The 12,154-nt window shown below is 67.0% G+C and carries 12 protein-coding genes; 6 read left to right on the top strand and 6 right to left on the bottom strand.

The features are described from left to right. Positions 1-25: 25 nt before the first annotated feature. Complete coding sequence (locus AC1DVM_RS02200) at positions 26-934, bottom strand: MBL fold metallo-hydrolase (RefSeq protein ID WP_477251651.1); 909 nt, start codon at positions 932-934, stop codon at positions 26-28. A gap of 85 nt (positions 935-1,019) precedes the next feature. Next, complete coding sequence (locus AC1DVM_RS02195; protein ID WP_477251650.1) at positions 1,020-3,554, bottom strand: ABC transporter ATP-binding protein; 2,535 nt, start codon at positions 3,552-3,554, stop codon at positions 1,020-1,022. A 228-nt stretch (positions 3,555-3,782) separates the two neighbouring features. Here AC1DVM_RS02195 and AC1DVM_RS02190 point away from each other — a divergent pair, with 228 nt between their 5' ends. Beyond that, positions 3,783-4,337, top strand: a complete 555-nt coding sequence (locus tag AC1DVM_RS02190; RefSeq protein WP_477251649.1) for a hypothetical protein — start codon at positions 3,783-3,785, stop codon at positions 4,335-4,337. Between the two features lie 71 nt (positions 4,338-4,408). Then, positions 4,409-4,936, top strand: coding sequence for an MmcB family DNA repair protein (locus tag AC1DVM_RS02185; protein ID WP_477251647.1), 528 nt, complete (start codon positions 4,409-4,411; stop codon positions 4,934-4,936). 5 nt (positions 4,937-4,941) lie between these two features. On the opposite strand, the gene AC1DVM_RS02180 is transcribed toward AC1DVM_RS02185, so the two are convergent. The 4 genes from AC1DVM_RS02180 to AC1DVM_RS02165 all read right to left on the bottom strand — a co-directional run bounded on the left by AC1DVM_RS02180 (position 4,942) and on the right by AC1DVM_RS02165 (position 7,713). Further along, positions 4,942-5,517, bottom strand: coding sequence for an ActR/PrrA/RegA family redox response regulator transcription factor (locus AC1DVM_RS02180; protein WP_477251645.1), 576 nt, complete (start codon positions 5,515-5,517; stop codon positions 4,942-4,944). Between the two features lie 25 nt (positions 5,518-5,542). After that, positions 5,543-6,931, bottom strand: coding sequence for an ActS/PrrB/RegB family redox-sensitive histidine kinase (locus AC1DVM_RS02175; protein ID WP_477251643.1), 1,389 nt, complete (start codon positions 6,929-6,931; stop codon positions 5,543-5,545). Between the two features lie 96 nt (positions 6,932-7,027). Then, positions 7,028-7,387 (bottom strand): antibiotic biosynthesis monooxygenase family protein, encoded by a 360-nt coding sequence (locus AC1DVM_RS02170; protein ID WP_477251641.1) that lies wholly within the window; start codon positions 7,385-7,387, stop codon positions 7,028-7,030. Then, positions 7,384-7,713 carry an NIPSNAP family protein gene (locus AC1DVM_RS02165; protein ID WP_477251640.1) on the bottom strand — a complete coding sequence of 110 codons (330 nt, stop codon included), beginning with the start codon at positions 7,711-7,713 and terminating at the stop codon, positions 7,384-7,386. The genes AC1DVM_RS02170 and AC1DVM_RS02165 overlap by 4 nt, the downstream gene beginning before the upstream one ends. Before the next feature lie 73 nt (positions 7,714-7,786). On the opposite strand from AC1DVM_RS02165, the gene AC1DVM_RS02160 reads away from it, so the two are divergent. From AC1DVM_RS02160 to AC1DVM_RS02145, 4 genes are all read left to right on the top strand, one after another. Then, positions 7,787-8,464 (top strand): ArsR/SmtB family transcription factor, encoded by a 678-nt coding sequence (locus AC1DVM_RS02160; protein ID WP_477251638.1) that lies wholly within the window; start codon positions 7,787-7,789, stop codon positions 8,462-8,464. Positions 8,465-8,664: 200 nt separating this feature from the next. Then, positions 8,665-9,924, top strand: coding sequence for a polyhydroxyalkanoate depolymerase (locus AC1DVM_RS02155; protein ID WP_477251637.1), 1,260 nt, complete (start codon positions 8,665-8,667; stop codon positions 9,922-9,924). A 91-nt stretch (positions 9,925-10,015) separates the two neighbouring features. Then, positions 10,016-10,759: a M48 family metallopeptidase gene (locus AC1DVM_RS02150; protein WP_477251635.1), complete on the top strand. Its 744-nt coding sequence runs from the start codon at positions 10,016-10,018 to the stop codon at positions 10,757-10,759. A 166-nt stretch (positions 10,760-10,925) separates the two neighbouring features. Further along, the gene (locus AC1DVM_RS02145; protein WP_477251633.1) at positions 10,926-12,119 is read left to right on the top strand and encodes a multidrug effflux MFS transporter; all 1,194 of its coding nucleotides are present in this window, start codon (positions 10,926-10,928) and stop codon (positions 12,117-12,119) included. Positions 12,120-12,154 lie beyond the last annotated feature (35 nt).

The raw sequence follows: 12,154 nt of genomic DNA, 5'->3' as shown, positions 1-12,154 counted from the left end.
CGACACCGGCGACGGCCCCCGCGCTCTAGTGAGCCGGCACCTTAGCGGGAAGTGGCCGATCCGCAACCGGCTCGTCGGGTGCGAGCGGCGCGAAGGCGAGGGATTGCCGCTCCCGCGCGACGAAGGCGGTGGGCATGGCGAGTTGCATCTCGGCTTCGGCGGTGCACAGGAAGGCGTCGTCGTGGCCGGGAAAGATGTGGAAGATCGCGAGGGACTTCACGCCGGCGGCCTTCGCCAGTTCGACGCCCTTGTGCCATGTGGAATGGCCCCAACCCTGGCAGCGGGTGTATTCGGCATCCGAGAACATGCCGTCATAGATCATCAGGTCGGCATCCCGCACGAAACGGGTCAGGGCGGGATCCGGCCACGGTTCGGTGTGCTCGATATCGCTGATGTAGCAGACGACCCGGCCGCCATGGGTGAAGCGGTAGCCTGTCGCGCCGCCCGGATGGTTGAGGAGGTGCGTTTCCACCCGCGTGCCGTCGGCGAAGGACAGCGTGTCGCCCGCCTTGAAGCCGTGATGTTCGAATTGCGCCGGCAATTCGTCGAGAGTGACGGGAAACAGCGGCGGGGAATAGAGGCGGTCGAGCGACGCCTGCGCGCTCTCCCCGTCGAGATTGCCGCAGAAGGTGCGGATGACCCGGTCGGTGCTGAGAAGCGCCGGCTTGAAGAACGGCAGGCCGCTGATGTGATCGAGATGCAGATGGCTGAACAGAATGTCGACGGTGGCGGGCGCCGTGTTGGCAAGATGGGTCCCGAGCGCCGCCAGCCCCGTGCCCGCATCGATGATGAAAAGCCGCTCGCCGCAGCGAATCTCGATGCACGGCGTATGGCTGCCGAACGCGACGAATTGGGGACCCGAAGCGCAGGTCGAACCCCGGACTCCCCAGAATCGGATCTGGAGGTCACCAGAGGATAGGGCACGCCTCGTCATGTCGTGATCATCACCGATCCGGAAGCCATCGCATGTGCGCTGGCACACATGAGCAGATGGGGCCGGATGGTCAAGCGGCAATGCCTCATGCGCTCAAAGCCTCCGCGGGCGCCGCCGCCTGGCGCTGTTCGACCCGGGGCACCCCGCGTTCGAACCGCACGACGGCATCGAAGGGCGGCTGTTCCATTGCGGGGGTGATCTCCGGCGTGACGAGGACGAGGCCGCGCCCGATCAGCGAACGGCGCAGGTTCGTCACCAGCGCCTCGGCCGCTGCCGTGGGCAGGCCTTCGAGCGCCCGCTGCACCACCAGAATGTCGGGCCGCCGCACGAGACAACGCACCAGATCGATCATGGCGATCTCGCTCAAGGTGAGGTCGCCGCCCGGCAGGTCGATGGGCGTGTTCAGCCCGATCCGCGCCACTTCGGCGTCGAGGCCGCGATCGGTGAGGACCCGGCGGATGACCTCCTGGATCGCCGATTGCGCGCCCGCCTGATCGGCCGCCACGCGCCCGAACAGCAGGTTGTCCTGAACGCTCGCGGCGGCACAGAGGCGGGACGCATCGTAGAATTCGATGGCGGGCTGGAGGCTCACCGGCAGCATGCGGGCGAGATCCGCCCGCGCCGTCACGATGCGCGCCTCCAGGGCCTCCTCCACCAGGCCGAGGCGGTGGCGGCTTTCGTTGTAGCGAAGCGCCAGCCCGATCAGGCGCTCCTGGTCGCGTCCGGTCTGCACCCCGCGGCGATTTTCCCGGCGGCGCTCCACCAGATCCTCGAAATAGGGGCGGTCGGAGGCCGAAAAGAAGGAGAACCGTTCGAAAAGCGGGTGCCCGTCCGGGATCTCGGCGAAGATCTCGATCATGCTGGTGGCGATGGAAAGTCCCATGCGCGCCAACGGCTTGGTGAGGTCCTCGGCCTCCAGAATGGCCCGGATGAACGGGTGGCCGGCCAGCCGGTCCTCGCGGAACGTGTCGCCGATGGCCTTCCCGAACAGGAGGTTCTCGCCCACCGTCGCGTAGCGGTTGTAGCGATCCTTCTCGAACGGATCGACGAAGCGATCGAGGTCCTGGGTCACCAAAGCCGCCTGCACCGCGCGCCTTCCCTCCACGATGGCGGCCGCGAGCTTCTCCTCCCGCTTGGGGTCGAGGGTCCCGGAGAGACCGCGCGCGTGGGTCAGGCGATCGAGGCCCGTCGTCGCAACGGCCTCCGACAGACGGCTCTCGCCGTCCTCGTCGACGGCGCCATAGAGGAGATTGTCCCGCAGGGTGCCGGGGATCAGCACGGTCTCGCCGGCCACCGCGATGCGCCTTGCCCGCTCGGTCGCCGGTACGGCCGCCAGGTTGATGCCCCCGAAGGTCAGGTGGCCGGTCGACGGCGAGAGCCCGCCGCCGAGGACGGAAGCCAGCACCCGCGGGCCCACGTCCCCGTCGCCGGTCAGCGCCATGTGGGCGGGGAACGAGACCCGCAGGTCGAGGCCGGCAATGCGGGAGCCGGTCGACGGATCGAAGGCCGAGACGCCCTCGGCCACCAGCGCGCCGCTATGGGGCAGGGTCTGGGGCACGAGGTCGCGGAGGCGGGGCCGGATCGAGGTCAGCATCTCGCTCATGCCGGTGAGGAGCGCCTTCGTGCGTTCGACGACGCGGCGCCATTGCACGGATTCGCGCAGCGCAAAGGCCGCAAGGGCCGCCGCCAGCGAACTCGCCACGAGGGAGCCGGGGCTGGCGGACAACGCCGCCGCGTACCAGGCCGCCGCTGCGAGGACCGCCGTGGGGGCCAGAATGATCATCGCCACCGACAGGGCCTCGACGGCTGCGAGCCGGCGTTCGAGACTCTCCACCGGTCGGTGGCGCGAGGCGAGGGTAGTGGCGAGCCGTTCCCGCTCCAGCGATGCGGTGCCATGGGCGCGGATCGCCGGGACCCGGTGGCGGAGCTCCGCGAAGGTGCGGTCGATCATCTCGCCTTCGCGATCCCGCAGGCGCCCGATATCGATGCGAAGGCGAAGCCGGTGGGCGTTGAGGGCGGCGCCGAACAGGAGGACGAGCGCCAGCGCGAGGCCCGAATGCCAGTCGACCAGCAGCACATAGGCGAGGGCGAGCGCCACCATGCCGGTGAGGCGCACGGCCACCAGGAGCGCCGCGCCGAGTGCGCGACCCTCCCGCGACAATTCCTCGCCCGCCGCGTGATGCAGGGCCGCGACCTCCGTTTCGTCGGAGACCGAGGCCGCCAGCGACGCATCGAGCACCGCGGCGCGGATCCGCGTGATGACGTTCGCGCCGATCCCCACGATCAGCCAATCGATCAGGATGGCGAGAAACGCCATGACGAGCGGGATGATGACGATTCCGCCAATGGCCACCAGGGCGAGCGCGTCGGGCCTGAGCGGAAAGCCTTCGAGAACCACCAGCGGTCCGGCGGCGATCTCGCGCGGGAGGGGGATGGTGAGGCGCAGGAACCCCGCCGCGTCGGCGGCGACGTCCTCGGCCCGCATGGCGATATCGGTCGCGACCCGGATGAGATCGAGGCCGAACAGCAACACCAGTCCCGACAGGGTCAGGAGCCCGAACCCAAAGACGTGCCGCCAGGGGCTGGTCTTCCAGGCCAGGCGCAGTGGATCGCGCTCCATGATGTCTCCGTGGATCCAGACGGCGCAAGGTTAGCGAAGCTCGACGGTAAGGGCCAGAGCGGGCGGCCGGAAGCTTGACCTCTTCGCGCGCCTTCGCGCCACTATGCACGACCCCGTCCGGTCCGAAAGGTCGCGCCACCCCTCGTTTCCGGGGTTTTCGACTCTATCTTTGTGCCGTAACCGGTTTTTGTGTCGCGGTCGCGCGCCAAGGATTTTAAACAAGCCACGATGATTTCCGCCCGAACCCTCGACCCCGTCTTCCACCTGATCCTGGACCTGTCGGCCCACAAACCCGCGCCCGGCGTGCCGACTCGCCTGCGGGAGCTGTTTGGCGAATTGTCCGAGGTTGCGAGCGCCGAGGCGGCGCAGGAGGTCGAGGAGCTGATCTGGACGCTGTGGACCTCGCACGAGGATCGCGACGCCGAGGAAATCATGGCCGAGGCCATCGAGGGCATGGAAGTGGGCGCGCTCGACGCCGCCCGCATCCTCCTCGACGACCTGACGGAGCGCTATCCCGAATGGGCCGAGGCCTGGAACCGCCGCGCCACGCTGTGCTTCATCGAAAAACGCGACGTGGATTGCCTGGCGGATATCGAGCGCACGCTGGCGCTGGAACCGCGCCATTTCGGCGCCATCTCGGATTTCGGCCATGTGTGCCTGCGCAACGGTCATCTGAACGAGGCCCGCGCGGCGTTCCAGATCGCCCTGTCGATCCATCCGCACCTGGACGACCTCAGCGAGATCCTCGAGGACCTCGCCCCCCGCAACCTGATGCTGCACTGACGGCCGGCCGTCGCGGCCAAGCGCGACAATCGCACCGTTGAAAGGAGTGTCCGTCGGGGTACTCTGCCCGGATGTCCGACCTCGACTTGTCCGATTCGACGGCCCGCGATCCCGCGCAACAGGGCGCGCCGCAGCCGATCCTTCGCCCCGACGGCCGCCAATCCGCCGTGGCCTTGAAGGTCCAGCGCGGCGTGCGGCGGCTTTTCGCCCAGCTCGGGCACGCCACGCTGCCGGAGGTAACGCTTGCCAATGGCCGCCGCGCCGACGTGCTGGCGCTGTCCTCGAACGGCGTGCTGACCATCGTGGAGATCAAATCCTGCGTGGCCGATTTCCGCGCCGACCGGAAATGGCCCGATTACCGGGATTTCTGCGACCGTTTCTATTTCGCCGCGCCCGACACCATGCCGGTCGAGATTCTGCCGGAAGATTGCGGCCTGATCGTCGCCGATTCGTTCGGCGCGGCGATCATCCGCGATGCCTGCCACCATCCGCTGCCGGGCGCCCGCCGCAAGGCCGTGACCCTGCGTTTCGCGCATTCGGCGGCGCTCACGCTGCATCGCCTCGCCGACCCCGAATCGATGCACCAGGGTGGGTTCTAGGGTTTCTAGCGCGGCGCGCGCTTGGCGAGGATGCGCTGCAGGGTGCGGCGGTGCATGTTGAGGCGGCGGGCGGTCTCGGAAACGTTGCGGCCGCAAAGTTCGTAGACGCGCTGGATGTGCTCCCAGCGCACCCGGTCGGCCGACATGGGATTTTCCGGCGGGGTGGCGCGCTCGCCGGGGGTCGCCATCAGGGCCGCGTGGATTTCGTCCGCGTCGGCGGGTTTCGCCAGATAATCGAAGGCGCCCATCTTCACCGCCGTCACCGCCGTGGCGATGTTGCCGTAGCCGGTGAGGATAACGCCCCGCGATTCGGGGCGGCGGTTCTTGAGGCGCTCGATCACGTCGAGGCCGTTGCCGTCCGAGAGGCGCATGTCGATGACGGCGAAAGCCGGAGCTTCCGCCTCGATGGCGCTCAAACCCTCGGCGACGCTTTCGGCGACCCGCACCTGATAGCCGCGAGCTTCCATGGCGCGCGCCAGCCGGGTCGAGAACGGACGATCGTCGTCGACGATCAACAGGCTTTTGTCGGCACGCTCTTCGAACGCCAGCGGCGCGTCGGCCATCAGAACATCTCCCTGCATGTCGCCAAGCTCCTGTACGCACAACTCAGACGGTTGGATCTCCCATATGGGAATTGTTGCTCTCGTCCGGGAGAGTTCCCTTACGGTCGGCCTGCGGCGAAATTGCCGCACCTCTTTCAAACGCCTGGCGAAGCCAAACGATCCGCGCGACCGCGCCCGATTCCGGGAAACCCGCATTGGACAAGGTCAATTGCGCGCCCGAGCGCTCCAGCAGTGTCTTGGCGATGAAGAGCCCGAGGCCCAATCCGCCGCCTTCCTCGCTGTCCCCGACGCGGTCTGCCGCGCTGCGCGTGGTGACATAAGGCTCGCCGACACGCAGCAGGATGTCGGGTGCATAGCCCGGCCCGTCATCCCTGATCTCGATGACGACGTCGCGATCCGTCCAATGCGCCTCGAGGCTGACGAGGCTTTTTGCGAAATCCGCCGCGTTGTCGAGAATGTTGGACAGGCCGTAGACCACGCCGGGATTGCGCCGGACCATCGGCTCCGGGCCCTCCCCGCCGATCTTGACCGTGACCGCGAGGTCGAGCGCCCGCTGCGGCTCCACGAGTTCCTCCACCAGATGGCTGAGCGAGATGGTCTCGAGAAACGCCGAATCCTCCTGCCCCATGGAGGTGAGCTTGGTGAGGATGCCGCGGCAGCGCTCGACCTGTTCGCGCAGGAGCCGCAGATCCTCGGCCACCGCCCCGTCCTGGGGCAGGGAATGGTGCAGTTCCTTGACGACCAGCGCGATGGTGGCAAGCGGCGTGCCGAGTTCGTGGGCCGCCGCCGCCGCGAGGCCGTCGAGCTGCGAGAGATGCTGCTCGCGCGACAACACCCGTTCGGTCGCCGCCAGCGCCTCGGCGAGCTGGCGCGCCTCCTCGGCGACCCGCCACGCATAGATGCCCGTAAACACGGTGCCGAGCAGGATCGCGGTCCAGATCCCCGTCACATAGAGGAACGGCAGCGTCAGGGTCTGGCCGGGATACCACGGCAGGGGACGGTGGGTGAGGGCCAGCACGGTCGCCAATCCCACCGCCAGCAGGCCGAGCCCCAGGGTCCGCTCCGGCGTGAGCGCCGTCGCCGAGATGAGAACGGGGGCGAGAAACAGGATCGCGAACGGATTGGCGAGCCCGCCGGTGAGATAGAGCAAAGCCGCCAGCTGCAGGATGTCGAAGGCGAGGAGGATCGTCGCCGGATTGTCCCCGAGCCGGTGGCTGGCCGGAAACTCGATGCGCAGCAGCAGGTTGACGAAGGCCGACGCGACGATCGCCACGAAGCAGAGGCCGAAGGGCAGCGGAAAGCCGAGACCGAACCGCACGAGAGCCACCGCGAGCGCCTGTCCGGCGATCGCCAGCCACCGCAGGCGCACGAGTGTATCGAGGCGCAATTGCCGGGCATTGCGCGTCAGGGCCGTCGGTCTGATCTCTTCCATTGCCCAAGAGGATAGGGCCTTTCGGCGCGACGCCAAGAAAGACTTGACCGTTGGAAGACTTGACCGTGACGCGACTCGCCGGCCTCGGCCTGGCGGTCAGATTCGCTCCGATGCCCCGTGCGCCAGCCTGCTGTCGGCCGGCGCCTCCCCGCGATCGTCGAGACCGTAATCGCGCAGGATCGCGGCGACGCGCAGCCGGTAGTCGCGAAACACCCCGGCCCTGCCGGCGGCCTGCGTGCGGCGGTGCGACGGCAGGTTGCGCCATTGGCGCACGGCCTCCTCGTCGCGAAAGATCGACAGGGACAGGAGTTTTCCGGGCTCGGTGAGGCTCTGGAATCGCTCGACGGAGATGAACCCGTCGATGCGCTCCAGATCGGCCCGCAAGGCCGCCGCCAGTTCGAGATAATGCTGCGTGCGGCCCTCGGCGGGCCAGACTTCGAAGATGACGGCGATCATGGAATCACGAGCTTTCCGTGCGGCGCGGAGGCGAGGCGGAGGAAGATCCGGTCCTCGCGCCGGATGAAGTTTTCGGCCTTGGCGAATTCATAATTGGCCCGGCCCTCCGGATCCTCCTTCAGGCGGGCGCGGTAGCGCTCATATTCGGCAAGGCTGGCGATATTGTAGACTCCATAGGCGGTGGTTGCCGAGCCTTCATGCGGGGCGAAATAGCCGATGAGATCGGCGCCGCAGCGCGGGATCGCCTCGCCCCAGACCCGGGCGTAGTGTTCGAAGGCCGCCACTTTGAACGGGTCGATTTCGTAGCGGATGAAGCAGGTGATCATGAGAGTTTCTCCAACGATGAGGCGACCTCTCTAGCCGGTTGATCGACGACAAAGCTTCGGTTAACGTCGAAGTATGAAAGAAGGCCCCGTCATCGCTTCGGTCGCAGCCCTGCTGGGCGATCCGGCGCGCGCCAACATCCTCACGGCTCTCATCGATGGCCGGGCTCTGACGGTGAGCGAGCTGGCACGGGCCGCCGGCGTCACGATCCAGACTGCGAGCGGCCATCTGGCAAAGCTTGCCGATGCCCATCTGCTGGTGGGGGAAAAGCAAGGCCGCCACCGCTATTTCCGCCTGTCGGGGCCCGATGTGGCGCAGGTGCTGGAGGCTCTGATGGGCCTTGCCCAGCGCACCGGGGCGGTGCGTGTGCGCGTCGGCCCGACCGACGAGGCCCTTCGGTCGGCGCGGATATGCTACGACCATCTGGCGGGCGAGCGGGGCGTCGCCATGCTGGACAGCCTCCGCCGACGCCGCCTGATCGCCGGTGACGAGGACTTGGCGCTGACGTCGTCGGGCCGCGATTTCTTCGCCGATTTCGGCATCGACCTGCCGAGACTGGAGCGGGGCCGCCGACCGCTCTGCCGCGCCTGTCTCGACTGGAGCGAGCGGCGCAGCCATCTCGGCGGCGCGCTCGGCGCCGCGATTTTGGCGCAGCTGATGGACCGCGACTGGGCCCGCCGGGACGGGCGGACCCTGCTTTTCAGCCATGACGGCCTTAAGCAATTCGTCGAACACGTCGCGCCGCCGGATTAAAGTCGCGGGCACGTCCCCATCGCGAATCGGCCGATTTTCGGACATCGGCGGCAGATCACGGTCTTTTGGCGTCAATCCTTAGGAAAATTTGGGAAACTTGCTTTTGGATGAAGGAACTTACATTTTAGTCATAGGGTTGAGAATAAGCTCGAATCGCGTTGGCGACGAAATAGGGTGCTCTTCCCGCGGGGACATTTTAGATGAATCTTTCTTATTATTGGTATGAAACCGCCCATTGGTTGCTGGGTCCCGCGCGCGCAGCCTCCGACGCCACAAAATCCCTCATGGAGATTCCCGGCAATCTTTTGGGCGAAACGCCCTATGGCCGCACCGTGACGGCCGCCTGCGAATTGTTCGAGCGGACCACCCGGCGCTACGGCAAGCCGGCCTTCGGGCTTCCCACCACGACGATCGACGGAAAGGACGTGAAAGTCACCGAGCGGATCGTCTGGGAGCGGCCCTTCTGCGACGTGATCGCGTTCGATCGCGACCACAAGGCCGCGAAAAGCCAGCCGCGGCTTCTCATCATCGCCCCCATGTCGGGCCATTATGCCACGCTCCTGCGCGGCACCGTCGAAACCTTCCTGCCGACCCATCAGGTCATGATCGCCGATTGGGCGGATGCCCGCATGGTGCCGCTGGCCGAGGGACGCTTCGACCTCGACGATTACATCGATTACCTGATCGAGATGTTCCGCGCTTTCGGGCCTGACCTGCACGTGATGGCGGTCTGCCAGCCCGCCGTGCCGGTCATCGCCGCCATCGCCCGCATGGAGGCCGAGAACGACCCGAAGATCCCCCGCTCGATGATCCTCATGGGCGGTCCCATCGACACCCGCCGGTCACCGACCGCCGTCAACCTTCTCGCCGAGGAACGCGGCATCGCCTGGTTCGAGCGTCATTGCATCATGCGGGTACCCCCGTCGCATCCCGGGTTCTGGCGGAGCGTCTATCCGGGCTTCCTGCAGCTTTCCGGCTTCATGGCCATGAACCTCGACCGCCACGTGACGGCCCATTGGGACATGTTCAACCATCTGGTCGAAGGCGACGGCGATTCCGCCGAGAAACACCGGGATTTCTACGACGAATATCTCGCCGTCATGGATCTGACGGCCGAATTCTACCTCCAGACGGTCGACAAGGTCTTCGTGCGGCATGAATTGCCGAAGGGCGACATGATGCACCGGGACAAGCCCGTTGACCTTGTGTCGATCCGCCGTTGCGCCATCATGGCCATCGAAGGCGAGCGGGACGATATTTCGGGCGTCGGCCAGACGCTCGCGGCCCTCGACCTCACGCCCAATCTGCCGGCGGACAAGAAACTCTACCACCTTCAGAAGGGTGTGGGCCATTATGGCGTCTTCAACGGGTCGCGCTTCCGGTCTGAGATCGCTCCTCGAATCGCTGACTTTATTCGGCAGCATGCCGATTCAGAGAAGGCCGGACAGGTCGCCGCCTAGCCGTCAAGCCCCGGAGGACCCTCCCGGTCGGTTCCGCCCAGCGGCAAACGGCTGCGCTGACAGCGCGCCGCCGGCGGGGCAGATTGCGGACATGAAATTAGCCCTGTTCCGCCGGATCCCCGAGGATCCACTTCATCTCAAGGTCGCCCATGAAGGGCGCAACCTCAAGGTTGCGCTCAAGCGCCGTCCGACCGCCAAGCGCATCACCCTGCGGGTGTCGAATGCGTCGGGGGAGGTCGTGCTGACCATCCCCGAACGCACCAGCATCGACATCGCCCAGCGCTTCGCCGACAGCCATGGCGGATGGATCGCCACCCGCCTCGCCAAGGTGCCGACCCGCGTGCTCTTCGAGCCGGGCGCCCTCGTGCCCCTGCGGGGCGTGCCGCACCGGATCGTCCATTGGTCGGCCGTGAGGGGCGTCACCCACGCCACCACGGCGAGCGACGGCAGCCCGATCCTCGCGGTCTCAGGCGAAAGCAGCCATGTGGCCCGCCGGGTCCAGGACTTCCTGGAAGCCGAGGCCCGGCGGGATTTCGCCGCCTCGGTGAAACGCCACACCCAGACCCTCGGCATTCCCGCCAAGCGCATCACCGTGCGCGACACCAAGAGCCGCTGGGGCTCCTGCTCTGCCAACGGCGCCCTCAACTTCTCGTGGCGCCTCATCATGGCGCCGCCCTTCGTGCTGGATTATCTCGCGGCCCACGAGGTGGCGCACCTACGCGAACTCAACCACTCCCACCGCTTCTGGAAACTCACCCACCAGCTCTGCCCCCGCACCGAAGACGCGGAGAAATGGCTGAAGACCTATGGAGGGGCGCTGCACCGGTTCGGGTGAGGGCGTCGAAGGCCCTCGCGGGGAGTTTCATCCTGAAGCCCGACCCCTATCCCCGCGAGCCCATCGGCCTCGGTCTGTCTGGGTGAGCGCATGATCTCGCGGCTGACGGGTAGCCAACGTTACCCGTCCATGCTGTAGAGCCAAGCCGCACACCGGCGTTCAGGCCATGTCCATGCTCAAGCGCAACACGCTCGCTCTGACAATCGTCCTCGCGTTTCTCACCGCTTTGGGCCCGCTCTCCACCGACATGTATCTGCCGTCGTTGCCGTCGATCGCACAGGATCTGTCGGCGAGTGCCGGGCAGACGCAGCTGACGCTGTCGGTTTTTCTGTTCGGGTTCGCCGTCGGGCAGTTTTTCTACGGGCCGATTTCGGACCGGATCGGGCGAAAACCGGTGCTGCTCTTCGGGCTCGCGTTGTTCACGCTGGCAAGCCTCGGTTGCACCCTGGCGCCCGACATCCACACGCTGATCGGCGCGCGGTTTTTTCAGGCGCTCGGCGCTTCGGGGCCGATCGTGCTGGCCCGCGCCATCGTGCGGGATCTCTACGAGGGTTCGCGGGCCGGGCGGGAACTGTCCCGCATGGCCTCCATCATGGGCGTGGTGCCGGCCGTCGCGCCGGTGATCGGCGGATTGCTCGCGCCGTTCGGCGGGTGGCGCGCGACCTTTTTCGTCGCCATCCTGTGTGGCGTGGCGCTCACCGTCACGGTGGCGTTCCGCTTGAGCGAGAGCCTGCCCCGCAAAGCCGCGCAGGCGGTGTCGTTCGGGTCGATCCTGCGGGGATTCCGCAGCCTGCTCGAGCATCCCGGCTATCGGGTCTACGTGATGCTGTCGATGCTGGCCTATGGGGGCCTGTTCGCGTTCATTTCCGGCTCGTCTTTCGTGTTGCAGAACGTCTATGGACTCGCGCCGCTCGCCTTCGCGTTCTCCTTCGCCTTCGTGGTGGTGGGCTATATCGCCGGCACGTTCGTGGCGCAGCATTCGGTGGGCCGGCGCGGCCTCGACGGCACGATTCGCATCGGTGTCTCGTGCCTGGCGCTCGGCGGCGGCGCGATGATCGTGCTGGTGGCGGCGGGCGTCTCGTCGTTCCTCGCGGTCGTCGGCCCGATGGCGATCTATTGCGCGGGTGTGGGGCTCACCATGCCGCAGGCCATGGCCTCGGCCCTGATGCCGTTTCCGGACCGCGCCGGCACTGCCTCGTCGCTGCTCGGCATCTGCCAGATGAGCTTCGCGGCGCTTCTCGGAATCGCGCTCGGCCAGCATCTCGACGGCTCCGCGCTGCCGCTGCCGCTCGTCATCGCCAGCACGGGCTTTCTCGCGCTGGCGGTGTTTCTCGCAACGAAACGCGCGCGCACCCGCTAGGGTAGGACGACACGCGGCGCGGGAACGCCCCCAAA

The sequence above is a fragment of the Microvirga sp. P4_A5 genome, from assembly GCF_056402495.1.
The sequence above is the reverse complement of the archived record's forward strand: the minus strand, read 5'-3'. Positions and strand labels throughout refer to the sequence as shown.